The organism is Pseudomonas serboccidentalis, from assembly GCF_028830055.1.
Lineage (GTDB): Bacteria > Pseudomonadota > Gammaproteobacteria > Pseudomonadales > Pseudomonadaceae > Aquipseudomonas > Aquipseudomonas serboccidentalis.
Map to the genome: position 1 here is coordinate 113,981 of NZ_CP101655.1, position 24,696 is coordinate 138,676.

General features: G+C 58.4%; 21 protein-coding genes and 3 tRNA genes. 21 read left to right on the forward strand and 3 right to left on the reverse strand.

Going from position 1 to position 24,696, the window contains the following annotated elements:
* Positions 1-50: 50 nt before the first annotated feature.
* Genes carB through NN484_RS00425 form a run of 3 tightly spaced genes read left to right on the forward strand, consistent with a single transcriptional unit; the run spans position 51 to position 4,178 of the window.
* Positions 51-3,272 (forward strand): carbamoyl-phosphate synthase large subunit, encoded by a 3,222-nt coding sequence (carB, locus tag NN484_RS00415; RefSeq protein ID WP_215501864.1) that lies wholly within the window; start codon positions 51-53, stop codon positions 3,270-3,272.
* Positions 3,269-3,745, forward strand: coding sequence for a transcription elongation factor GreA (gene greA, locus NN484_RS00420; RefSeq protein WP_034154417.1), 477 nt, complete (start codon positions 3,269-3,271; stop codon positions 3,743-3,745). Before carB ends, greA begins: the two co-directional genes overlap by 4 nt.
* Before the next feature lie 28 nt (positions 3,746-3,773).
* Complete coding sequence (locus NN484_RS00425; protein WP_127649860.1) at positions 3,774-4,178, forward strand: MFS transporter; 405 nt, start codon at positions 3,774-3,776, stop codon at positions 4,176-4,178.
* A 9-nt stretch (positions 4,179-4,187) separates the two neighbouring features.
* On the opposite strand, the gene NN484_RS00430 is transcribed toward NN484_RS00425, so the two are convergent.
* Complete coding sequence (locus NN484_RS00430; RefSeq protein WP_003221534.1) at positions 4,188-4,496, reverse strand: YhbY family RNA-binding protein; 309 nt, start codon at positions 4,494-4,496, stop codon at positions 4,188-4,190.
* A gap of 101 nt (positions 4,497-4,597) precedes the next feature.
* Here NN484_RS00430 and rlmE point away from each other — a divergent pair, with 101 nt between their 5' ends.
* The 16 genes from rlmE to NN484_RS00510 all read left to right on the forward strand — a co-directional run bounded on the left by rlmE (position 4,598) and on the right by NN484_RS00510 (position 20,159).
* Positions 4,598-5,227: a 23S rRNA (uridine(2552)-2'-O)-methyltransferase RlmE gene (gene rlmE, locus NN484_RS00435; protein ID WP_127649858.1), complete on the forward strand. Its 630-nt coding sequence runs from the start codon at positions 4,598-4,600 to the stop codon at positions 5,225-5,227.
* Positions 5,228-5,429: 202 nt separating this feature from the next.
* Positions 5,430-7,340 carry an ATP-dependent zinc metalloprotease FtsH gene (ftsH, locus tag NN484_RS00440; RefSeq protein WP_127649856.1) on the forward strand — a complete coding sequence of 637 codons (1,911 nt, stop codon included), beginning with the start codon at positions 5,430-5,432 and terminating at the stop codon, positions 7,338-7,340.
* Positions 7,341-7,348: 8 nt separating this feature from the next.
* Positions 7,349-8,200 (forward strand): dihydropteroate synthase, encoded by an 852-nt coding sequence (gene folP / locus NN484_RS00445; protein ID WP_274658413.1) that lies wholly within the window; start codon positions 7,349-7,351, stop codon positions 8,198-8,200.
* A 16-nt stretch (positions 8,201-8,216) separates the two neighbouring features.
* Positions 8,217-9,554, forward strand: a complete 1,338-nt coding sequence (gene glmM / locus NN484_RS00450) for a phosphoglucosamine mutase (RefSeq protein ID WP_127649852.1) — start codon at positions 8,217-8,219, stop codon at positions 9,552-9,554.
* Positions 9,555-9,619: 65 nt separating this feature from the next.
* A complete protein-coding gene (gene tpiA / locus NN484_RS00455; protein WP_008088336.1) occupies positions 9,620-10,375 on the forward strand; it encodes a triose-phosphate isomerase in 756 nt (251 codons plus the stop codon).
* Between the two features lie 4 nt (positions 10,376-10,379).
* On the forward strand, positions 10,380-10,766 hold the full coding sequence (secG, locus tag NN484_RS00460) for a preprotein translocase subunit SecG (protein WP_027610782.1): 387 nt from the start codon (positions 10,380-10,382) through the stop codon (positions 10,764-10,766).
* A gap of 22 nt (positions 10,767-10,788) precedes the next feature.
* A tRNA-Leu gene (locus NN484_RS00465) sits at positions 10,789-10,874 on the forward strand.
* Positions 10,875-10,971: 97 nt separating this feature from the next.
* A tRNA-Met gene (locus NN484_RS00470) sits at positions 10,972-11,048 on the forward strand.
* Between the two features lie 138 nt (positions 11,049-11,186).
* Positions 11,187-11,645: a ribosome maturation factor RimP gene (gene rimP / locus NN484_RS00475; RefSeq protein WP_007973115.1), complete on the forward strand. Its 459-nt coding sequence runs from the start codon at positions 11,187-11,189 to the stop codon at positions 11,643-11,645.
* 47 nt (positions 11,646-11,692) lie between these two features.
* Entirely contained in the window at positions 11,693-13,174 is a 1,482-nt protein-coding gene (gene nusA, locus NN484_RS00480) for a transcription termination factor NusA (protein WP_003221546.1), read from the forward strand.
* Between the two features lie 27 nt (positions 13,175-13,201).
* The gene (gene infB / locus NN484_RS00485) at positions 13,202-15,721 is read left to right on the forward strand and encodes a translation initiation factor IF-2 (protein ID WP_215501861.1); all 2,520 of its coding nucleotides are present in this window, start codon (positions 13,202-13,204) and stop codon (positions 15,719-15,721) included.
* Between the two features lie 159 nt (positions 15,722-15,880).
* Complete coding sequence (gene rbfA, locus NN484_RS00490; protein ID WP_007953741.1) at positions 15,881-16,282, forward strand: 30S ribosome-binding factor RbfA; 402 nt, start codon at positions 15,881-15,883, stop codon at positions 16,280-16,282.
* Positions 16,283-16,286: 4 nt separating this feature from the next.
* Entirely contained in the window at positions 16,287-17,204 is a 918-nt protein-coding gene (gene truB, locus NN484_RS00495) for a tRNA pseudouridine(55) synthase TruB (RefSeq protein WP_024011571.1), read from the forward strand.
* A gap of 117 nt (positions 17,205-17,321) precedes the next feature.
* Positions 17,322-17,591: a 30S ribosomal protein S15 gene (gene rpsO / locus NN484_RS00500; RefSeq protein ID WP_003221553.1), complete on the forward strand. Its 270-nt coding sequence runs from the start codon at positions 17,322-17,324 to the stop codon at positions 17,589-17,591.
* A gap of 193 nt (positions 17,592-17,784) precedes the next feature.
* Entirely contained in the window at positions 17,785-19,890 is a 2,106-nt protein-coding gene (pnp, locus tag NN484_RS00505) for a polyribonucleotide nucleotidyltransferase (protein WP_007961443.1), read from the forward strand.
* 193 nt (positions 19,891-20,083) lie between these two features.
* Positions 20,084-20,159, forward strand: a tRNA-Thr gene (locus NN484_RS00510).
* Between the two features lie 7 nt (positions 20,160-20,166).
* On the opposite strand, the gene NN484_RS00515 is transcribed toward NN484_RS00510, so the two are convergent.
* A complete protein-coding gene (locus NN484_RS00515) occupies positions 20,167-20,661 on the reverse strand; it encodes a hypothetical protein (protein ID WP_127649849.1) in 495 nt (164 codons plus the stop codon).
* Between the two features lie 276 nt (positions 20,662-20,937).
* Between NN484_RS00515 and NN484_RS00520 the strand changes: the two genes are divergently transcribed.
* Positions 20,938-21,237, forward strand: a complete 300-nt coding sequence (locus tag NN484_RS00520) for a DUF6388 family protein (RefSeq protein ID WP_215501860.1) — start codon at positions 20,938-20,940, stop codon at positions 21,235-21,237.
* A gap of 86 nt (positions 21,238-21,323) precedes the next feature.
* Here the strand turns inward: NN484_RS00520 and nadC are convergent, their stop codons facing one another.
* Positions 21,324-22,172, reverse strand: coding sequence for a carboxylating nicotinate-nucleotide diphosphorylase (gene nadC / locus NN484_RS00525; protein WP_215501859.1), 849 nt, complete (start codon positions 22,170-22,172; stop codon positions 21,324-21,326).
* A 293-nt stretch (positions 22,173-22,465) separates the two neighbouring features.
* Between nadC and NN484_RS00530 the strand changes: the two genes are divergently transcribed.
* Complete coding sequence (locus NN484_RS00530) at positions 22,466-24,652, forward strand: DUF1631 domain-containing protein (protein WP_274658414.1); 2,187 nt, start codon at positions 22,466-22,468, stop codon at positions 24,650-24,652.
* Positions 24,653-24,696 lie beyond the last annotated feature (44 nt).

Genomic DNA, 24,696 nt, shown 5'->3' on the forward strand with positions numbered 1-24,696 from the left:
ATCGATCAAGACGGCTTGCCGACTGACCTGCGGATTTGAGTGACAAACCCATGCCAAAACGTACAGACATTAAAAGCATCCTGATTCTCGGCGCTGGCCCGATCGTTATCGGCCAGGCCTGCGAATTCGACTACTCCGGCGCCCAAGCCTGCAAAGCCCTGCGCGAAGAGGGTTACCGCGTCATCCTGGTGAACTCCAACCCGGCCACTATCATGACCGACCCGGACATGGCTGACGCCACGTACATCGAGCCGATCAAGTGGCAGACCGTGGCCAAGATCATCGAAAAAGAACGTCCGGATGCGGTGCTGCCAACCATGGGCGGCCAGACCGCTCTGAACTGCGCCCTGGACCTGGAGCGCGAAGGCGTTCTGGAGAAATTCGGCGTGGAAATGATCGGCGCCAACGCCGACACCATCGACAAGGCTGAAGACCGTTCGCGTTTCGACAAGGCCATGAAGTCCATCGGCCTGGAATGCCCGCGTTCCGGTATCGCCCACAGCATGGAAGAAGCCAACGCCGTTCTCGAGCGTCTGGGCTTCCCGTGCATCATCCGTCCGTCCTTCACCATGGGCGGCACCGGTGGCGGTATCGCTTACAACCGTGAAGAGTTCGAAGAGATCTGCGCCCGCGGTCTGGACCTGTCGCCGACCAAAGAGCTGCTGATCGACGAATCGCTGATCGGCTGGAAAGAATATGAAATGGAAGTTGTCCGCGACAAAAAGGACAACTGCATCATCGTCTGCTCGATCGAAAACTTCGACCCGATGGGCGTGCACACCGGTGACTCGATCACTGTCGCTCCGGCTCAGACCCTGACCGACAAGGAATACCAGATCCTGCGTAACGCCTCCTTGGCGGTACTGCGCGAGATCGGCGTCGAGACCGGCGGTTCGAACGTGCAGTTCGGTATCTGCCCGGACACCGGCCGCATGGTCGTGATCGAGATGAACCCGCGTGTGTCGCGTTCCTCGGCACTGGCTTCGAAAGCCACCGGTTTCCCGATCGCCAAAGTCGCGGCCAAACTGGCTGTGGGCTACACCCTCGACGAACTGTCGAACGACATTACCGGCGGCAAGACCCCGGCGTCCTTCGAGCCGTCGATCGACTACGTTGTGACTAAACTGCCACGTTTCGCCTTCGAGAAATTCGCCAAGGCTGACGCCCGCCTGACCACCCAGATGAAATCGGTGGGTGAAGTCATGGCCATCGGCCGGACCTTCCAGGAATCCCTGCAGAAAGCCCTGCGCGGTCTGGAAGTCGGCGTTTGCGGTCTGGACGAGAAGCTCGACCTGAGCAATCCGGAAAGCATGAGCGTGCTCAAGCGCGAGCTGACCGTGCCTGGCGCTGAGCGTATCTGGTACGTGGCGGACGCTTTCCGCGCCGGCATGACCGTCGACGACATCTTCGGCATGAACATGATCGACCCGTGGTTCCTGGTGCAGATCGAAGATCTGATCAAGGAAGAAGAGAAGGTCAAGACCCTGGGTCTGTCCGCGATCGACCGCGACCTGATGTTCAAGCTCAAGCGCAAAGGCTTCTCCGATCAGCGTCTGGCCAAGCTGCTGGGTGTAACCGAGAAGAACCTGCGTACTCACCGTCAAAAACTGGAAGTGTTCCCGGTCTACAAGCGCGTTGACACCTGCGCCGCCGAGTTCGCCACTGACACCGCTTACCTCTACTCGACGTACGAGGAAGAGTGCGAAGCAGCGCCGTCCGGTCGCGACAAGATCATGATCCTGGGTGGCGGTCCGAACCGTATCGGCCAGGGCATCGAGTTCGACTACTGCTGCGTACACGCTGCCCTCGCACTGCGCGAAGACGGCTACGAAACCATCATGGTCAACTGCAACCCGGAAACCGTTTCCACCGACTACGACACTTCCGACCGTCTGTACTTCGAACCGGTGACCCTGGAAGACGTGCTGGAAATTTGCCGCGTCGAGAAGCCTAAAGGCGTGATCGTCCAGTACGGCGGCCAGACTCCGCTGAAACTGGCTCGCGCTCTGGAAGCCGCAGGCGTGCCGATCATCGGTACCAGCCCTGACGCCATCGACCGTGCCGAAGACCGTGAGCGCTTCCAGCAAATGGTTGAGCGCCTGAACTTGCGTCAGCCGCCAAACGCCACCGTGCGCAGCGAAGACGAAGCCGTTCGCGCCGCTGCCAAGATCGGTTACCCGCTGGTGGTGCGTCCGTCCTACGTACTGGGCGGCCGCGCGATGGAAATCGTTTACAAGGAAGACGAACTCAAGCGCTACCTGCGTGACGCGGTGCAAGTCTCCAACGACAGCCCGGTGCTGCTCGACCACTTCCTCAACTGCGCCATCGAGATGGACGTGGATGCAGTCTGCGACGGCAAAGACGTGGTGATCGGCGCGATCATGCAGCACATCGAACAGGCGGGCGTTCACTCCGGTGACTCCGCGTGCTCGCTGCCGCCGTACTCGCTGCCGGCGCACATCCAGGACGAGATGCGCGAACAGGTCAAGAAAATGGCCCTGGAACTGGGCGTTGTCGGCCTGATGAACGTACAGCTGGCGCTGCAAGGCGAAGACATCTACGTCATCGAAGTCAACCCGCGCGCTTCCCGTACCGTACCGTTCGTGTCCAAGTGCATCGGTGTTTCCCTGGCGATGATCGCAGCCCGCGTGATGGCCGGTAAGACCCTGAAGGAAATCGGCTTCACCAAGGAAATCATCCCGAACTTCTACAGCGTGAAAGAGGCGGTGTTCCCGTTCGCCAAATTCCCTGGCGTTGACCCGATCCTCGGCCCAGAGATGAAGTCCACCGGTGAAGTGATGGGCGTGGGCGACACCTTCGGTGAAGCATTCGCCAAGGCCCAGATGGGTGCCAGCGAAGTGCTGCCGACTGGCGGTACCGCGTTCATCAGCGTGCGTGATGACGACAAGCCACTGGTTGCAGGCGTGGCCCGTGATCTGATCAACTTGGGCTTCGAAGTGGTTGCCACTGCCGGTACTGCCAAGCTGATCGAAGCCGCAGGCCTGAAAGTGCGCCGTGTGAACAAGGTGACCGAGGGTCGTCCGCACGTGGTCGACATGATCAAGAATGACGAAGTCACCCTGATCATCAACACCACCGAAGGGCGTCAGTCGATCGCCGACTCGTACTCCATTCGTCGTAATGCCCTGCAGCACAAGATTTACTGCACCACCACCATTGCTGCGGGCGAAGCTATCTGTGAAGCGCTGAAGTTCGGTCCCGAGAAGACCGTGCGCCGCTTGCAGGATCTACACGCAGGATTGAAGGCATGATCAAATACCCAATGACCGTCCAGGGCGCGAAAGCCCTGGAAGAAGAACACGCTCATCTGACCAAGGTCGTTCGTCCGAAGCTCAGCCAGGACATCGGTACGGCTCGCGAGTTGGGTGACCTGAAGGAAAACGCCGAATACCATGCCGCCCGCGAACAGCAAGGCATGGTTGAAGCACGGATCCGCGACATCGAAGGCCGGATCCAGAATCAGGTCATCATCGACGTCACGACCATTGCGCACACCGGCAAGGTGATCTTCGGTACTACCGTCGAAATCGCCAACGTCGAGACGGATGAGAGCGTCACTTACCACATCGTGGGTGAGGATGAGGCTGACTTCAAACTCGGCAAGATTTCGGTTGGCTCGCCTCTGGCCCGTGCCTTGATCGGCAAGGAAGAGGGCGATGTAGTCGCCGTGAAAACGCCAAGCGGCGTTATCGAGTATGAGATTGTCGAAGTCCGTCACATCTGAAGGCAGGCGCCCGCTACATGCGGGCGCCATGCTTTGGCAGCTGGCCCAGATGCTGTGGGTCGGCGGCTTCTGGTTGATTCATCTCGGTTTGCGAGCGGTACTGGGCAAGATTGGCCTGGCACCGTTGCTGATCGATGAAGTTACCGATGCGTTTGCAGTGCCGGTGGTGAGTTTTGCCGCCGCGTGCGTGATTTTTCAGGCTTTGGTGTTGGTACAGGCCGAGGGCCTTGTCAGTCTATGGCGGGATTTTCGCGGGCAGGTATTGCTGATGGCGTTGTATGCGTGTGCGATGTTTGTCGCAGTGCGTGTCGGCTGGCCGGAAGCGCAGCGCTGGCAGGAATTCAGTTTTCTGGTGTTGGGTTTTTCCGGTCTGGTGCTGGTGTTGCAGCCGGTGCCGGGATGGAGTGGCAGGGTGCGCGCAGCACACCCTTGACCCTTTTCATCACTTGAAGCGATGAACGTTCGACAGCTGCTTGTTGACGCTGAAGTTCTTGCGGTAAACCAGTGCCATCTTGCCGATGACCTGAACCAGGTCCGCCTTGCCGACCTTGCACAGTTCTGCAATGTGCGCCAGACGCGACTCGCGATCGAGAATATTGAGCTTGATCTTGATCAGCTCGTGATCCGCCAATGCGCGTTCGAGTTCGGCTAAGACACCTTCAGTCAAACCGTTGTCAGCCACCGTCAAAACCGGTTTCAGGTGGTGGCCAATGGATTTGTACTGTTTCTTCTGCTCTGGAGTGAGCGGCATAATCTGACCCTTTCGTCTGGATTCTGTAAAATGGCGGCCATTTTACCCGAGGGTTCGTGGATCCGCCCAATTAATCACGACCCTAATCATCGAGGTGCCCAATGGCGCGTTCCAAGACAAGCCTTGGTTGGCTGAAAAGACATGTCAACGATCCTTATGTGAAGCAGGCGCAGAAGGATGGCTACCGCTCGCGTGCGAGTTACAAGCTTCTGGAGATCCAGGAGAAATACAAGCTGATCCGTTCCGGCATGAGCGTTGTCGACCTGGGCGCGGCGCCCGGCGGCTGGTCGCAGGTCACTAGCCGGTTGATCGGTGGTCAGGGACGTCTGATCGCCTCGGACATCCTGGAGATGGACAGCATTCCGGACGTGACTTTCATCCAGGGTGACTTTACCGAGGACGAAGTGCTCGCACGGATCCTTGAAGCCGTGGGTAATTCGCAGGTGGACCTTGTGATTTCCGATATGGCCCCCAATATGAGTGGTACGCCTGAAGTGGACATGCCCAAAGCCATGTTTCTTTGCGAGCTGGCGCTTGATCTGGCGGAACGGATACTCAAGCCGGGCGGTAATTTCGTGATCAAGATTTTTCAGGGCGAAGGGTTTGATGTTTACCTGAAGGATGCTCGTCGGAAATTCGACAAGATCCAGATGATCAAGCCAGACTCTTCCCGCGGCAGTTCCCGCGAGCAATACATGCTGGCTTGGGGTTACCGCGGGCGTAGTGAGTAAAACGAGGTTTTTTCGCGGGGTGATAGGTTTTTCGTATTTCGCCCCGTGTGCATAAGCGAATATTGTGTAGAAAGTGTTTCACAAAGGGTTACAGACGGCGCCTGCCAGAGTTGTAGGTAATGTAGTAAGTTAGGCCGGTGAATATCATGCGAAGCGCGCGCCAGTAGCGGAGCTTGCTTCAGAGGGTAGTTAATTGAACGATATGGCAAAGAATCTGATCCTGTGGTTGATCATCGCGGCAGTCCTCGTGACGGTGATGAACAACTTCTCCAGCCCTAACGAGCCGCAGACCCTCAACTATTCCGACTTCATCCAGCAGGTCAAGGATGGCAAGGTCGAGCGCGTAGCTGTTGACGGCTATGTGATTACCGGCAAGCGCAATGATGGCGACAGCTTCAAGACCATTCGTCCGGCGATCCAGGACAACGGCCTGATCGGCGATCTGGTCGACAATCACGTTGTGGTCGAAGGCAAGCAGCCTGAACAGCAAAGCATCTGGACCCAGCTCCTGGTGGCCAGCTTCCCGATTCTGGTGATCATCGCGGTGTTCATGTTCTTCATGCGCCAGATGCAGGGCGGTGCCGGCGGCAAGGGCGGGCCGATGAGCTTCGGCAAGAGCAAGGCGCGCCTGCTCTCCGAAGATCAGGTGAAAACTACGCTGGCTGACGTTGCAGGTTGCGACGAAGCCAAGGAAGAAGTCGGCGAACTCGTTGAGTTCCTGCGTGATCCGGGCAAGTTCCAGCGCCTGGGTGGTCGTATTCCTCGCGGCGTGCTGATGGTCGGCCCTCCGGGTACCGGTAAAACCTTGCTGGCCAAGGCTATTGCCGGCGAAGCCAAAGTGCCGTTCTTCACCATTTCCGGTTCCGACTTTGTCGAAATGTTCGTGGGTGTTGGCGCAAGCCGTGTTCGCGACATGTTCGAGCAGGCCAAGAAGCACGCGCCGTGCATCATCTTCATCGACGAAATCGACGCCGTTGGTCGCCACCGTGGCGCCGGCATGGGTGGTGGTCACGACGAACGTGAGCAGACTCTCAACCAGTTGCTGGTAGAGATGGACGGCTTCGAAATGAATGACGGCATCATCGTGATCGCTGCCACCAACCGTCCTGACGTACTCGACCCTGCGCTGCTGCGTCCGGGCCGTTTCGACCGTCAGGTGGTGGTTGGCTTGCCAGACATCCGTGGTCGCGAACAGATCCTCAAGGTTCACATGCGCAAAGTGCCAATGGGCGACGACGTTGCTCCGGCAGTGATCGCACGGGGTACTCCGGGCTTCTCCGGTGCTGACCTGGCCAACCTGGTCAACGAAGCGTCGCTGTTCGCTGCACGCAGCGGCAAGCGCATCGTTGAAATGAAAGAATTCGAGCTGGCCAAAGACAAGATCATGATGGGCGCCGAGCGCAAATCCATGGTCATGTCCGAGAAAGAGAAGCAGAACACCGCTTATCACGAGGCCGGTCACGCCATCGTTGGTCGCGTAGTGCCTGAGCATGATCCTGTGTACAAGGTCTCGATCATTCCACGCGGTCGTGCGCTGGGTGTGACGATGTTCCTGCCCGAAGAAGATCGCTACAGCCTGTCCAAGCGTGCGCTGATCAGTCAGATCTGCTCGCTGTACGGCGGCCGCATTGCTGAGGAAATGACCCTTGGTTTCGACGGTGTCACCACCGGCGCTTCCAACGACATCATGCGTGCCAGCCAGATTGCACGGAACATGGTGACCAAGTGGGGCCTGTCGGAAAAACTCGGTCCGCTGATGTACGCCGAAGAAGAGGGTGAAGTGTTTCTCGGTCGCGGCGGTGGCGGTCAGAGTGCAAGCTTCTCCGGTGAGACGGCCAAGCTGATCGACTCCGAAGTGCGCAGCATCATCGATCAGTGCTACGGCACGGCCAAGCAGATCCTCACGGACAACCGTGACAAGCTCGATGCCATGGCTGATGCATTGATGAAGTACGAAACGATCGATGCCGAGCAGATCGACGACATCATGGCGGGTCGCACTCCTCGCGAGCCGCGCGACTGGACGGGTGGTACTGGCACCGGTACGCCGCCTCCAGTGGTCCAGGATGAGCGTCCGGAAACACCGATTGGCGGCCCGGCTGCTGACGTTTAAGGTTTGAAATGACTTCTGTACAGTCCCTGACCCGGTTGCCTTGCGGCAACCGGGTTCTTGATTTGGCCCGGACGCATGTCATGGGCATTCTCAATGTCACTCCTGATTCCTTCTCCGATGGTGGCCGTTACAGCCAGCTTGACGTGGCCTTGCGTCACGCCGAAGCCATGGTAGCCGCTGGTGCGACACTGATCGACGTCGGTGGAGAGTCGACCCGGCCTGGCGCTCGTGCGGTTTCGCCGCTGGAAGAGCTGGAGCGTGTAGCGCCGATCGTGGAGCTGATCAATCGCGAGCTGGATGTGATTATCTCGGTCGACACGTCGACACCTGCCGTGATGCGCGAAACTGCGCGCCTCGGTGCCGGCTTGATCAATGACGTGCGTTCGCTGCGCCGTGATGGTGCACTGGATGCCGCCGCGGCGACCGGCCTGCCGGTCTGTCTGATGCATATGCTCGGCGAGCCGGGTGATATGCAGGATAATCCGCACTACCAGGACGTGACTCGGGAAGTGGGTGAGTTTCTCGCTGGGCGCATGAAGCAGTGCGCGCAAGCGGGCATTCGTGCCGAGCGAATCATTCTCGATCCCGGTTTTGGCTTCGCCAAAACGTTGCAGCACAATCTAAGCTTGTTCAAGCATATGGAAGCCCTGCATGCGTTGGGGCGTCCGCTTCTGGTTGGTGTGTCCCGCAAAAGTATGATCGGCCTGGCGCTGAATCGTCCTGTGGGCGAGCGTCTGCATGGTGGTCTGGCACTGGCGGCACTGGCAGCGGTGAAAGGAGCGCGTATATTGCGCGTCCATGATGTGGCGGAAACGGTAGACGTGGTGCGCATGCTGGCGGCCGTGGAATCAGCCGAATAAGAATGATGGAGCACTTATGAGCAAGAAATACTTTGGTACTGACGGCATTCGTGGTCGTGTCGGTGAATACCCGATTACCCCGGACTTCATGCTCAAGCTCGGCTGGGCGGCTGGAATGGCCTTTCGCAAAATGGGCGCCTGCAAGGTGCTGGTCGGCAAGGACACGCGCATCTCTGGCTACATGTTTGAATCGGCGCTTGAAGCTGGTCTGACGTCGGCGGGTGCCGATGTCATGCTGCTCGGCCCGATGCCGACACCGGCCATTGCCTATCTGTCGCGTACTTTTCAGGCCGAGGCCGGGATCGTGATCAGCGCTTCGCACAACCCGCACGACGATAACGGCATCAAGTTTTTCTCCGGCAAGGGCACCAAGTTGCCTGATGAGCTGGAGCTGATGATCGAAGAGTTGCTCGATATGCCGATGACCGTTGTGGAGTCGAGCAAGATCGGCAAAGTGTCGCGAATCAACGATGCGTCCGGTCGCTACATCGAATTCTGCAAAAGCAGTGTGCCAACCAGTACCAGTTTCTCCGGCCTGAAGATCGTTATCGACTGCGCGCACGGTGCGACCTACAAGGTAGCTCCGAGTGTCTTCCGCGAGTTGGGTGCTGAAGTGGTCGTTTTGTCAGCTCAGCCCAATGGGCTGAACATCAATGACAACTGCGGTTCGACCCATATGGGCCAATTGCAGGCCGCCGTTCTGGCCGAGCACGCTGATCTGGGTATCGCCTTTGATGGTGACGGTGATCGGGTGCTGATGGTTGATCACACGGGAGCTGTCGTCGATGGCGATGAGTTGTTGTTCATCATTGCGCGCGATCTTCACGAGCGCGGCAAATTGCAGGGCGGTGTCGTCGGAACGCTGATGAGCAACCTGGGGCTTGAGTTGGCGCTTGCTGAACTCTCGATTCCATTCATTCGCGCCAATGTGGGCGACCGTTACGTGATTGCCGAGCTGCTTGAGCGTGACTGGCTGGTGGGTGGTGAGAACTCCGGGCATATCGTCTGCTTCAATCACACCACCACCGGCGATGCGATCATTGCTGCATTGCAGGTGTTGATGGCGCTTAAAACCCGTAATGAAGGGTTGGCACAAACACGTCAGGCGCTGCGCAAATGCCCTCAGGTACTGATCAATGTGCGTTTCGGTGGTGGTGAAAGCCCGCTTGAGCATCCGGCTGTCAAGGAAGCCAGTGCGCGTGTAACCCAGGCCATGGCGGGTCGTGGCCGGGTGCTTTTGCGCAAGTCCGGTACTGAGCCGCTGGTGCGTGTGATGGTCGAGGGTGAGGATGAAACTCAGGTTCGCACCTACGCCGAAGAACTGGCAAAACTGGTAACTGAAGTTTCTGCCTGATTCGGCTTGCCAGCCATGATTGTGTTGGGTAACATCTGCGCCCACTTTGACCGACGAGGTACAGCATGCGTCGCCCTATGGTAGCTGGTAACTGGAAGATGCACGGTACCCGCGCCAGCGTCGCTGAGCTGATCAACGGCCTTCGTCATCTGGCCTTGCCAAGCGGTGTTGATGTCGCGGTATTCCCGCCTTGCTTGCATATCAATCAAGTGATTGATGGCTTGAAAGGCAAGTCGATTTCGGTCGGCGCGCAGAACTCTGCGGTGGAATCCATGCAAGGTGCGTTGACCGGTGAGATTGCGCCGAGTCAGTTGGTGGATGCAGGTTGTTCCCTGGTGCTTGTCGGGCACTCCGAACGCCGTCAGATAATGGGCGAGCGAGACGGGATGCTGAATCGCAAGTTCGCAGCGGCACAGGCATGTGGCTTGATTCCGGTGTTGTGTGTAGGGGAAACCCTCGAGCAGCGCGAAGCCGGAAAAACTCTTGAGGTTGTCGGGCGTCAGCTGGGCAGCATCATCGAGGAGCTGGGTGTTGGTGCCTTTGCCAAGGCAGTCATTGCTTACGAGCCTGTCTGGGCCATCGGTACCGGACTGACTGCAACGCCGCAACAGGCTCAGGATGTGCATAAAGCCATTCGCGAGCAGTTGGCGGCAGAGAATTCTGAAGTCGCACGAGGTGTGCGGCTTCTATACGGCGGCAGCGTGAAGGCGGCCAATGCGGTCGAACTGTTCGGCATGCCGGATATCGATGGGGGGCTCATTGGTGGAGCTTCCCTGAATGCAGATGAGTTCGGTGCGATTTGTCGCGCCGCGGGAAACTGAAAAAATGCTGGAAACAGTCGTAGTCGTTTTTCATCTGCTGGGTGCATTGGGCGTAGTTGCTCTGGTTTTGCTGCAGCAGGGTAAAGGTGCGGATGCTGGCGCGTCTTTCGGAGCAGGTGCTTCAAATACTGTGTTCGGAAGCCAAGGTTCCTCTACCTTTCTTAGTAAGTTTACTGCTATACTTGCCGCCGGTTTCTTCATAACCAGCTTGGGGTTAGGTTACTTTGCTAAAGAGAAGGCTCATCAGCTGACTCAAGCAGGTTTACCAGATCCAGCAGTGTTGGAAGTGCCTAAGCAACAACAACCGGCTTCTGATGATGTCCCGGTGCTTCAAGAGCAAAAGTCGGCTACTCCAGCGACTGACGTACCTCCAGCTCAAGAGCAGAAGTAAGAAGGGTTTCAAACGTAGTTTTGCCGAGGTGGTGGAATTGGTAGACACGCAACCTTGAGGTGGTTGTGCCCATAGGGTGTAGGGGTTCGAGTCCCCTTCTCGGTACCAATTAGTCAGGAGAGCCCGCTGTTGCGGGCTTTCTTGCAGGTGGAAGGTTACATTGACCCTATAAGGGATCGGTCGTATACTTCCGCCCCAGCTTTGTCGCGGGGTGGAGCAGTCTGGTAGCTCGTCGGGCTCATAACCCGAAGGTCGTCGGTTCAAATCCGGCCCCCGCAACCAGTTTAAGGAGCCCCTTTTAAGGGGCTTTTTGTTAGCTGGACACTTTCTACGCCGCTGTTCGACGGCGTTTCAAGGATGGGCGTTTCGCCCATTTTTTTATTTTGCATAGCATGCACATACATGCACGAGGGGGTTCAGGTGTCGAGCAAGCTAGAAGAGTTGCAGGCCTTGTTGGCCCCGGTGGTCGTGGCCCTAGGCTATGAATGCTGGGGTATTGAGTTTTCGGCTCAAGGTCGCCACTCAATGTTGCGCGTTTATATCGATAAAGAAGGCGGCGTACTGGTGGACGATTGCGCCATCGTCAGCCGTCAGATCAGCGGTGTGCTGGATGTTGAAGATCCGATCTCCGTTGAATACACCCTTGAAGTTTCCTCGCCTGGCATGGAACGCCCGCTGTTCACTCTTGAGCAGTTTGCAAAATTTGCCGGTGAACAAGTAAAGATCAAGCTGCGCTCGCCTTTTGAAGGGCGACGCAACTTTCAGGGCCTTCTGCGCGGTGTAGAAGAGCAGGACGTCGTGGTGCAGGTAGAAGACCATGAGTTCCTGTTGCCGATCGACATGATCGACAAGGCCAACATTATTCCCAGTTTTGACTGAGACGCGGATCCCGCGGATCCAATGGCTTGCGAAAGGCGAGGCGTACGATGAGCAAAGAAGTACTGCTGGTTGTTGAGTCGGTATCCAATGAAAAGGGCGTACCGGCAAGCGTAATTTTTGAAGCGCTGGAGCTGGCCCTGGCCACTGCTACCAAAAAGCGTTTTGAAGACGAAGTTGACCTGCGTGTGGAAATTAACCGCCACACCGGTTCCTACGAAACTTTCCGTCGCTGGACGGTCGTCGAAGAGAATGATCTCGATGATCCGGCCATCGAAACCTGGCCGAGCAAGGTTGCCGAAACGCATCCTGGCGCCAAGGTTGGCGACGTCGTCGAAGAAAAAATCGAATCCATCGAGTTCGGCCGCATTGCCGCACAGACTGCCAAGCAAGTCATCGTGCAGAAAGTGCGTGAAGCCGAGCGCGCTCAAGTGGTCGACGCCTATCGCGAGCGCCTGGGAGAAATCATCTCCGGCACCGTGAAAAAAGTGACCCGCGATAACGTGATCGTCGATCTGGGCAACAACGCCGAAGCGTTGCTGGCTCGTGAAGACATCATTTCTCGCGAAACCTTCCGTGTCGGTGTGCGTCTGCGTGCACTGCTCAAGGAAATCCGCACCGAGAACCGCGGCCCGCAGCTGATCCTGTCGCGTACCGCGCCGGAAATGCTGATCGAGCTGTTCCGTATCGAAGTGCCGGAAATCGCTGAAGGCCTGATCGAAGTAATGGCGGCGTCCCGTGATCCGGGTTCGCGTGCCAAGATCGCTGTCCGCTCCAAGGACAAACGCATCGACCCGCAGGGCGCGTGCATCGGTATGCGCGGTTCGCGCGTCCAGGCCGTGTCGGGCGAGTTGGGTGGCGAGCGTGTCGATATCGTCCTGTGGGACGATAACCCGGCGCAGTTCGTGATCAATGCCATGTCGCCGGCAGAAGTGGCGGCCATTATCGTTGACGAAGATGCCCACGCCATGGACATCGCCGTTGGCGCAGACAATCTGGCTCAGGCCATCGGTCGCGGTGGTCAGAACGTGCGTCTGGCAAGCCAGTTGACTGGCTGGACCCTGAACGTGATGACCGAATCGGACATCCAGGCTAAGCAACAAGCAGAAACCGGCGACATCCTGCGCAACTTCATCGACGAGCTGGAAGTCGACGAAGAGCTGGCTCAGGTGCTGGTTGATGAAGGCTTCACCAGCCTGGAAGAGATTGCCTACGTACCGTTGGAAGAAATGCTCAACATCGACGGCTTTGACGAAGACATCGTCAACGAGCTTCGCGCTCGTGCCAAGGATCGTTTGTTGACCAAAGCCATCGCTACTGAGGAAAAGCTGGCAGACGCCCATCCGGCCGAAGACCTGCTCTCGCTTGAGGGTATGGACAAGGATTTGGCGATGGAACTGGCGGTGCGCGGCGTAATTACCCGCGAAGACCTGGCCGAGCAGTCTATTGACGACCTGCTCGACATCGACGGCATTGACGATGATCGTGCCGGCAAGTTGATCATGGCCGCCCGAGCCCACTGGTTCGAGTAATTAGGCGCGGCCTGAGGAGAGAAGTGCATGACGCAAGTCACGGTGAAACAACTGGCCGATGAGGTCAAAACACCGGTAGAGCGCCTGTTGCAGCAGATGCGTGAGGCAGGTCTGCCGCACACCGCCGCCGAAGAACATGTGACTGACAGTGAGAAGCAATCCCTGCTGACTCACTTGAAAAGCAGCCACAAGGCGAAAGTGGAAGAACCACGCAAGATCACGCTGCAGCGTAAAACCACCAGCACCCTGCGTGTGGCTGGTAGCAAGAGCATCAGCGTAGAAGTTCGCAAGAAGAAAGTTTTCGTACAGCGTAGCCCGGAAGAAATCGAAGCCGAGCGCCAGCGTGAACTGGAAGAGCGTCGCGCAGTAGAAAATGCTGCCCGTCAGAAGGCTGAAGAAGAAGCCAAGCAGCGCGCTGAAGAAGAAGCGCGTCGCCAGCCTGCTGCTGCGTCGAGCGCTCCTGCCGAAGCTGTTGCAGCCCCTGCGCCAGTGGCCGAACCTGTGCGCGAAGCTGCGTCGGTTGTCGCTGCTGCGCCAGCTGCCGACACTCGCAAGCGTGACGAACAGCGTCGTCCGGACAAACCACGTGCCGACGATAACAATCGTCGCGGTGGTGGCGATGGCGAGCGCAAAAACGCTCCGCATCGTGCTTCGGTCAAAGAAAAAGCGCCGGCGCCACGTGTGGCACCACGCACTACCGACGAAGAAAGCGATGGCTTCCGTCGTGGTGGTCGCGGCAAGGCCAAGCTGAAGAAGCGCAACGCTCACGGTTTCCAGAGCCCAACCGGCCCTGTCGTGCGTGAAGTGAAGATCGGCGAAACCATCACTGTTGGCGATCTCGCTCAACAGATGTCGGTCAAGGCTGCCGAAATCATCAAGTTCATGTTCAAGCTGGGTACCCCGGCCACCATCAACCAGGTACTGGATCAGGAAACTGCCCAACTGGTTGCTGAAGAACTGGGCCACAAAGTGACCCTGATCAGTGACACCGCCCTGGAAGATTCCCTGGCCGAGTCCCTGAAGTTCGAAGGTGAGGCGGTTCCTCGTGCGCCAGTCGTGACCGTAATGGGCCACGTTGACCACGGTAAGACCTCGCTGCTCGACTACATCCGTCGTGCCAAGGTAGCTGCTGGCGAAGCCGGCGGTATCACCCAGCACATCGGTGCGTACCACGTTGAAACCGAACGCGGCATGGTCACCTTCCTCGACACCCCGGGTCACGCTGCGTTTACCGCAATGCGTGCTCGTGGTGCCAAGGCGACCGACATCGTGATCCTGGTGGTTGCGGCGGACGACGGCGTGATGCCACAAACCATCGAGGCTGTTCAGCACGCTCAGGCGGCTGGCGTTCCTCTGGTGGTTGCAGTGAACAAGATCGACAAGCCAGGTGCCGACCTCGATCGCATCCGCAGCGAACTGTCGGTTCACGGCGTGACTTCCGAAGAGTGGGGTGGCGACACGCCATTCGTACCGGTTTCGGCGAAAATGGGTACCGGCGTTGACGAACTGCTCGAAGCCGTTCTGCTGCAGGCCGAAGTTCTCGAACTGACCGCCACTCCATCGGCTCCTGGCCGTGGTGTTGTCGTCGAATCGCGTCTCGACAAGGGCCGTGGCCCGGTAGCCACCGTGCTGGTTCAGGACGGTACGCTGCGTCAAGGCGACATGGTGCTGGTCGGCTCGAACTATGGCCGCGTGCGCGCCATGCTCGACGAGAACGGCAAGCCGATCAAGGAAGCAGGTCCGGCCATTCCGGTCGAGATCCTGGGTCTTGACGGTACGCCGGACGCTGGCGACGAGATGAGCGTGGTTGCCGACGAGAAGAAAGCCCGTGAAGTGGCTCTGTTCCGTCAAGGCAAGTTCCGCGAAGTCAAACTGGCTCGCGCACACGCCGGCAAGCTGGAAAACATCTTCGAAAACATGGGCCAGGAAGAGAAGAAGACGCTCAACATCGTCCTCAAATCCGACGTCCGTGGTTCGCTGGAAGCTTTGCAGGGCGCTCTGAACGGCTTGGGCAACGACGAAGTGCAAGTGCGCGTGGTCGGTGGCGGTGTCGGTGGTATCACCGAATCCGATGCCAACCTGGCACTGGCTTCCAACGCTGTACTGTTCGGCTTCAACGTGCGTGCCGATGCTGGCGCACGGAAGATCGTCGAGCAGGAAGGTCTGGACATGCGTTACTACAACGTGATCTACGACATCATCGAAGACGTCAAGAAAGCCCTGACCGGCATGCTCGGCAGCGATGTTCGCGAGAACATCCTGGGCGTGGCCGAAGTGCGTGACGTGTTCCGTTCGCCGAAGTTTGGCGCGATCGCCGGTTGCATGGTGATCGAAGGTGTTGTGCACCGTAACCGTCCGATCCGTGTACTGCGTGAAGACATCGTTATCTTCGAAGGCGAGCTGGAATCCCTGCGCCGCTTCAAGGATGACGCTTCCGAAGTACGTGCCGGCATGGAATGCGGTATCGGCGTGAAGAGCTACAACGACGTCAAAGTCGGTGACAAGATCGAAGTCTTCGAGAAGGTTCAGGTTGCTCGCAGCCTCTAACTCGCGCACTTCAGGAGCCGTGATGGCCGGCCGCACTCTTATGTGCGGCGCATCACCCGGACTCTAAACGCAACGCCCGGTCTGGCATTTGTCAGGCCGGGCGTTTGCCGCTTTCAGACCTTGCGGGTTTCACCGCAGGGCAGTAACAGGTAACAAATCATGGCAAAAGAATACAGCCGTACCCAACGTATCGGCGATCAGATGCAGCGTGAGCTGGCCCAGCTGATCCGTCGTGAAGTCAAAGACCCGCGTGTTGGTCTGGTCACCATTACCGCAGTGGAAGTCAGCCGTGACGTCGGTCACGCGAAGATCTTCATCACCGTGATGGGGCAGGACAATGCCGAAGACATCGCGCAAAGCATCAAGGTGCTCAACGCTGCCGCAGGGTTCCTGCGCATGCAACTGGCCCGTGAAATGAAGCTGCGCAGCGTGCCGCAATTGCACTTCCACTACGACGAAAGCGTCGTGCGTGGCGCGCACTTGTCGGCCCTGATCGAGCGTGCCGTGGCTGAGGACAATCAGCACGTGGCCGCTGCTGAACCTGAAGACACCAAGGAGTAACTCGGTGGCTCAGGTCAAACGTATCCGTCGTAACGTCAGCGGTATCATCCTGCTCGACAAGCCGTTGGGGTTCACCTCCAACGCCGCGTTGCAGAAGGTTCGCTGGTTGCTCAACGCCGAGAAGGCCGGCCACACCGGCAGTCTTGACCCGCTAGCCACCGGTGTACTGCCGCTGTGCTTTGGCGAGGCAACCAAGTTCTCGCAATACCTGCTCGATTCCGACAAGGGTTATGAAACCCTGGCGCAACTGGGCAAGACCACCACCACGGCAGACGCCGAGGGTGAGGTTTTGCAGGAGCGCCCGGTGACCGTTGGTCGCGCCGATGTTGAAGCGGTTCTGCCGAAATTTCGGGGTCAAATCAGTCAGATACCGCCGATGTACTCGGCACTCAAGCGTGACGGGCAGCCGCTGTACAAGCTGGCCCGTGCAGGCGAAGTAGTGGAGCGCGAACCGCGTTCTGTTACTATTGCGCGCTTGGAATTGCTGGCCTTCGAAGGCGATACTGCGCGTCTTGCAGTGGACTGCAGCAAGGGCACCTATATTCGCACCCTGGTGGAGGATATCGGTGAGCAACTCGGTTGTGGTGCGTACGTCGCAGAACTGCGTCGTACCCAGGCCGGGCCTTTTACCCTGGCGCAGACCGTGACCCTCGAAGAGCTGGAAGCGGTACATGCCGAAGGCGGCAACGAAGCGGTCGACCGCTTCCTGATGCCATCGGACAGCGGCCTGCAGGATTGGCCGTTGCTGCACTTCTCCGAAGCGAGCGCGTTCTACTGGCTCAACGGCCAGCCGGTACGTGCCCCGGATGCTCCGAAGTTCGGCATGGTACGGGTACAGGATCACAATGGTCGCTTCATCGGTATCGGTGAAGTGAGCGAAGACGGGCGCATCGCGCCGCGTCGACTGATTCGGTCAGAATGACCGAACGAGTGTGGCTGTTAACAGGCACGGTCACTACTCATTTATAGATACAGGGATTTGTCCCTGGCCTGTTGAAGCTGTTTCTTTGAAACAGTTTCCTGATAAAAGGATTGCCTCATGGCTCTCGACGTTCAAGAAAAAGCTCAAATCGTTGCCGACTACCAGCAAGCTGTTGGTGATACTGGTTCGCCAGAAGTGCAAGTTGCACTGCTGACCGCCAACATCAACAAACTGCAAGGTCACTTCAAGGCCAACGGTAAAGACCACCACTCCCGTCGTGGTCTGATCCGCATGGTAAACCAGCGTCGTAAGCTGCTGGACTACCTGAAAGGCAAGGATCTGAGCCGTTACAGCGCTCTGATCGGCCGCCTGGGTCTGCGTCGCTAATCAGCGATTGCGCTATGAGGTTGGTTGTCTGTCAGGCATCAGCGGTTTTCCGCGGGTGGCTGGCAGGCTCCCAGCCTCAAGTTTTATCTGCACTACCGTTTTACCCGGACAGTCAGCGGGCCGATTCCCGACATTGCCCAAGAATTTCGCAAGAAACCAGTTCCCCCAAGAGCCACAAAGAAGGTAGGACACCGTGAACCCGGTAATCAAAAAATTCCAGTTCGGTCAGTCGACCGTTACCCTCGAGACTGGCCGTATCGCCCGTCAGGCCTCCGGCGCAGTATTGGTCACCGTTGACGACGACGTCAGCGTATTGGTGACCGTAGTCGGTGCCAAGCAAGCCGATCCAGGCAAGGGCTTCTTCCCTCTGTCCGTTCACTACCAGGAAAAGACTTACGCTGCCGGTAAGATCCCTGGCGGTTTCTTCAAGCGTGAAGGCCGTCCTTCCGAGAAAGAAACCCTGACTTCCCGACTGATCGACCGTCCGATCCGTCCGCTGTTCCCAGAAGGCTTCATGAACGAAGTGCAGGTTGTCTGCACCGTCGTTTCCACCAGCAAGAAGACCGATCCGGACATCGCTGCGATGATCGGTACCTCGGCTGCCCTGGCAATCTCGGGCATTCCGTTCGACGGCCCGATCGGCGCCGCTCGCGTTGCTTTCCACGAAAGCACCGGCTACCTGCTGAACCCTACTTACGAGCAGCAAGCTGCTTCGAGCCTGGACATGGTCGTTGCCGGTACTTCGGACGCCGTACTGATGGTTGAATCGGAAGCCAAAGAGCTGACTGAAGACCAGATGCTGGGCGCGGTACTGTTCGCTCACGACGAGTTCCAGGTGGTGATCAACGCCGTTAAAGAACTGGCCGCCGAAGCTGCCAAGCCAACCTGGACCTGGGCTCCTGCTCCAGAAGCCACCGAGCTGCTGGGCGCGATCCGTGCCGAGTTCGGCGAAGCGATCTCCCAGGCTTACACCATCACCGTCAAGGCTGACCGCTACGCGCGTCTGGGCGAGCTGAAAGACCAGGTCGTTGCCAAGCTGTCCGGCGAAGAAGGCCAGCCTTCGGCTGCCGACGTCAAAGCGGCTTTCGGTGAAATCGAATACCGCACCGTTCGCGAAAACATCGTTAACGGCAAGCCACGTATCGACGGCCGCGACACCCGCACCGTACGTCCGCTGAACATCGAAGTCGGCGTTCTGCCGAAGACTCACGGTTCGGCCCTGTTCACCCGTGGCGAAACCCAGGCTCTGGTCGTTGCAACGCTGGGTACTGCCCGTGACGCACAGTTGCTGGACACCCTGGAAGGCGAGAAAAAAGACCCGTTCATGCTGCACTACAACTTCCCTCCGTTCTCGGTGGGCGAGTGTGGTCGCATGGGTGGTGCTGGTCGTCGTGAAATCGGTCACGGCCGTCTGGCCCGTCGTTCGGTTTCGGCTATGCTGCCGGCCGCCGACGTGTTCCCGTACACCATTCGTGTGGTGTCGGAAATCACCGAATCCAACGGTTCGAGCTCGATGGCTTCCGTTTGCGGCGCTTCCCTGGCTCTGATGGACGCTGGCGTTCCAATGAAAGCGCCGGTTGCCGGTATCGCCATGGGTCTGGTTAAAGAAGGCGAGAAGTTCGCCGTCCTGACCGACATCCTGGGTGACGAAGACCACCTGGGCGACATGGACTTCAAGGTAGCCGGTACCGCCAAAGGCGTCACCGCGCTGCAGATGGACATCAAGATCAAGGGCATCACCGAAGAGATCATGGAAATCGCTCTGGGCCAAGCCCTGGAAGCGCGCCTGAACATCCTCGGCCAGATGAACCAGATCATTGGCCAGTCGCGTACCGAACTGTCGGCCAACGCTCCGACCATGATTGCGATGAAGATCGACACCGACAAGATCCGTGACGTTATCGGTAAAGGTGGCGCGACCATCCGTGCGATCTGCGAAGAGACCAAGGCTTCGATCGACATCGAAGACGACGGCTCGATCAAGATCTTCGGCGAAACCAAGGATGCCGCAGAAGCTGCTCGTCAGCGCGTTCTGAGCATCACTGCAGAAGCTGAGATCGGCAAGATCTACGTCGGCAAGGTTGAGCGCATCGTCGACTTCGGCGCATTCGTCAACATCCTGCCGGGCAAGGACGGTCTGGTGCACATCTCGATGCTGAGCGACGCTCGCGTAGAGAAAGTCACCGACATCCTGAAAGAAGGTCAGGAAGTGGAAGTGCTGGTACTGGACGTGGACAACCGCGGCCGTATCAAGCTGTCCATCAAAGACGTGGCAGCTGCCAAGGCTTCGGGCGTTTAATTACCCCCAGGCTTTAGCGCAATAAAAATGCCCCGCCGTGAAAACGGCGGGGCATTTTTTTGTCTGCCATAAAGATCAAAAGATCGCAGCCTGCGGCAGCGCCTACCAAACGATGTGATAACCCGATCCTGTAGGAGCTGCCGCAGGCTGCGATCTTTGCTTTTGTGAAAACCGGTGCTAGGTTTAGCCCACCGCCCGTGTAGCTCAGCCGGTAGAGCAGCGCACTCGTAACGCGAAGGTCGCAGGTTCGATTCCTGTCTCGGGCACCACTTCCCCTTATTTCACCTTGCGGCTCAGATCCTCAACGGTACGCTTGAGCTGATCCATGGCGCGATCCTGATCGTTGATTTTCTGCTTCAGGCTGGAAATGTCGCTGCTGGCCGAGTTCGAACTCGAGCCGCTGTTGCGCTTGAGATCTTCGACCTGGCGTCCGAGGGTATCCAGCTGGCGGTCCTGTTCCTTGACCTTGCTCTTCAGGTCATCGATTTCCTTACTGCTGGAATTCGAGCTGGAACCGCTGCTGCGTTTGAGTTCTTCAATCTGGCGTGACTGGTCACGGACGGTATCGCGGATCTTTTGCAGTTCATCGATGCTGATATCGCTTTTGATGACAACGTCTTTGCCGTAATCGCTGTGAATCAGCGAAACCTTGTCGCCATAGGACGAGCTGCTGTTGCTCAGTTCAAGCGCCATGGCGCTTGCCGGCAACAGCATGGCGGCGAGCAAGGTACTGGCAGACACAACGGAACAAATCTTCGAAAAGCTGCGCATCACTGGTTTTCCTTGTGAACAGCGAGGGTGAGTGCCGAAGTGGCACAACGCTATGACTTGGAATCCGGATTTATGTTCCGCAGGTCAACTTTTTGTGCGAGAGATGTAAAGAGCCGTGTAATTCGTCACGCAAACGTCCTATATTCGGTACCTGCATGAGCATCGCTTAGCAGTTTTCAGATGATCCCGAATGGTTCCGAAGGCCGGACAATCCGCGTCAGAGAGATCCTTGATGATCCAGATCCATCCTCCATTCTTACGATCAGCGAGAACGCCATGACCGAATTAACTCAAGAGAAACGTCACGAACTAGCGCTGGAAAAATACATTCTGGACGTTCCGGATCTGAAAGAAGAGATCAAGGACCTGAGTCCTGATGATCAGAAAGACCAGATCCAGTGGGCGTTCGAAGACGAAGCCGAAGCCCAGGGCTTGCAGCCGTGGGAGTTGACGCTCAAGTACACCAGCACCCCTGAGGAGTTCGAGGCGCAGCGTCTCGTGCTGCACAAGGAGGCGGCCGAAGTACTGGGCGTCGAGTGGCAAGAGTACTGCGAGATGAACAATCTCGTCGTGTAAGAGCAGCTACGAGTTTCAAGCGGCAAGCTGCAAGTCAAAGCAGAATCGCTCTGGCTTGCAGCTTGTAGCTCGCATCTTGCTGATGTTTAAAGGCTCAGGCGCATCGACAGATCCACCGCCTTCACATCCTTGGTCATCGCGCCGATCGAGATGTAGTCCACCCCGGTCTCGGCGATCGGCAGCAGCGTGCTTTCGTTGATGCCGCCGCTGGCCTCCAGTCTGGCCTTGCCGCCGTTCAGGCGCACGGCTTCGCGCATGTCGTCCAGGCTCAGTTCGTCGAGCATGATGATGTCGGCGCCGGCTGCCAGCGCTTCCTTCAGCTCTTCCAGGCTTTCCACTTCGACTTCCACCGGTTTGCCCGGCGCGATCTTGTGCGCGGCGGCGATGGCCTGCGCGATGCCACCGCTGGCGGCAATGTGGTTTTCCTTGATCAGGAAGGCGTCGTAGAGGCCGATGCGGTGGTTGTGGCAGCCGCCGCAGGTCACCGCGTATTTCTGCGCCAGACGCAGGCCCGGCAGGGTTTTGCGGGTGTCCAGCAGCTTGACCTGAGTCTGGGCCACGAAGTCTGCCAGGTACTGCGCCCGTGTTGCCACGCCGGACAGCAGTTGCAGGAAGTTCAGCGCACTGCGCTCGCCGGTCAGCAGTGAACGGGCCGGACCTTCCAGATGAAACAGTGGCTGATTGGGTTTGACCCGTTCGCCGTCACGCACCTGCCAATGCACCGCGACGCGCGGATCGAGCTGGCGGAACACAGTGTCGACCCACGCTGTACCGCAGATGACGGCGTCGTCGCGAGTGATGATGGTGGCTTTGGCCAGACGTTCGGCGGGGATCAGTTGCGCGGTGATGTCGCCGCTGCCGACGTCTTCGAGCAACGCACGGCGCACGTTGGCTTCGATTTCGGCGGTCAAATCGGCGAGACGTAGATTCGGCATAACGGGCTCCACAAACTAAGTGCGCCGATTATAGGGGCATGGCAGGAGCCAACCCAAGGCAAGAACTCGCGTGCCTGGCTGCATCTGGTCGATTTTCTGTGAGCAAAGCACCGGTATTCGTGGTCACTGGTAGGTGTCGCAGGCATAGGGGAAACCCTGATGCCTCTGGCGCCCGGGACAAGTTCTGCAAGATAATCCGCCTTGCATTTGACGTCATAGCTTTGACGTCTGCCCGTTCCCACAGGTAATTGTGTTGTAACTGACCAGTGGGATCACCGTTTCAGGAGGCTTGGATGCACAACGACGGGAATGTAGTGCCTTTGCACAAGGCTGCTACCGATCAGGCGAATCACTCGCCGCTCGCCCGCCTGCCTGTGATTCTGCTTCAGGTCCGCGACAAGGCGGCCCAGCGACTGCGCCATGGTTTGCAGGAATTGTTCGATAACGCCGACGACACTCTGTTCGAGATGGCCGACCGGGCGCGTAACGACATCGAACAGAACATCTTCTTCGAAGCCATGCGCGATCTGCGCCTCAAACGCAAAAACATCGAACGCGGGTTTCTCGAACAATTCTTCGAAGCCTTTGTTGCCCTCATCCAGTACGACGCCGTACAGCACACGCTGCCCGATTCACTGATGTTTGAAGAGTCGGCTACGCGCACCGATGACATGGAGCGCAACGTCGCGGTCGAGACCATGGTCGGACGTGTGCTCAAGCGTGACGGCTTTGCCCTCGACCAGTTGACTGAGCGGCTCAACGCGCTGCTTGGCAAAAACATCGACGATCAGTACAACCCGCTCGGCCCTGCCATGCTCTGCGAATATTTCCTGCAGGCCGCCCGTAACCTCGGCGTGGAGATCAAGGTCAAGCTGATCCTGCTCAAACTGTTCGAGCGCTATGTGCTGGCCGACACCGAGCCGTTGTACGCCGAGGCCAATCAATTGTTGATCGCCACCGGTGTGTTGCCCGAATTGAAGCCGGCACCGGCGCGCCGTGCGATCGAGCGTGCGGCGGCGAGCATCAGCAGCGAAGAGAGTGATGAGCCTGCGCACACCGACGAAGGCGTGCAGGAAGTCTTCGCGACGTTGCAGGAACTGCTACTGCATGTGCGCGGCAGTGTCGCCCCGACCCTGGAACCGAGCGTTGCGACGCAGCCGATCAGCACCCGCGACCTGCTGCGCCTGCTCTCGCACCTGCAGCAATACGTCCCGGTACTGGCGGCGCAGGACGACTTCGATCTGCGCAACCAGCTCGAACAATTGCTGACCCGGGTCAGCGTCAGGAGCGGCAAGTCGCGCATCGTTGACGGCGCCGACGAGGACGTGATCAACCTGATCGCCATGGTCTTCGATTGCATCCTTGAGGACCGCAACCTGCCAGATTCGCTCAAGGCGCTGATCGCCCGTCTGCAGATTCCGATGCTCAAAGTGGCGGTGCTCGACAAGAGCTTCTTCAGCCGCAGCAGCCACCCGGCGCGGCGCCTGCTCAATGAGATCGCCGATGCGGCCATGGGCTGGGGCGATTGCAACAGCGAGGCGCGCGACAGTCTGTATCTGCGCATCGAGCAAGTGGTGCAGCGCTTGCTGAGCGACTTTGTCGACGATCCGGCGATCTTCTGCGAATTGCTCGCTGACTTTCTGGCCTTCACCAGCGATGAGCGTCGGCGCAGTGAATTGCTTGAGCAGCGTTTGCGCGATGCCGAAGAGGGGCGGGCGAGAACCGAACTGGCCCGCCAGCGAGTCGAGCAGGCGTTGAATCAGGCGTTGCTGGGTAAAGCCCTGCCGCCATCGGTGGTGACGTTTGTGCACGATGCCTGGAGCAAGGTGCTGTTGCTGACATGCCTCAAGCATGGCGAGCAGTCCGCCCAATGGCAGGCCGATGTGCAGACCATGGAGCAACTGATCTGGAGCGTGCAGCGGCATGACGAGGCGGATGCGGGCCTGCGTTTGCTGGCGCTGGTTCCGGGCTTGCTCAAGTCACTGCGCGATGGCCTGAGCAGTGCGGCGTTCGATCCATTCGCCACCAGCGAATTTTTCAGCGAACTGGAAGCGCTGCATGTACGGATGCTCGAACCCTCTGCCGAGCAGGATACGGCCGACACCGCGGCGTTGGTCGAGGTGTCGCAGCACATTACTCTGCGCACGGCCGACGAGGGCTCAGGCAGCCTGAACCCGACAGGTCTTGCCCATGATGACGCGGGTTTGCGGCAGGTGGATCAATTGCGCCTGGGCAGTTGGGTCGCGTTCGAGGAAGACGACGAACACACCCTGCGCTGCAAGCTGGCAGCGATCATCGAAACCACTGGCAAGTACGTGTTTGTCGACCGTACCGGAATGAAAGTACGGGAGCGCAGCCGCATTGGCCTGGCCCTGGAGTTCCGCCGCGGTGCGGTGCGGGCGCTGGACGATACCTTGCTGTTCGACCGGGCGCTGGAGTCGGTGCTCGGCAATCTGCGGCGACTCAATCGCGGCAAGTGATCGCGCGTCGGGGGCCGATCGCGGCATACTGGGCGCCAACACAG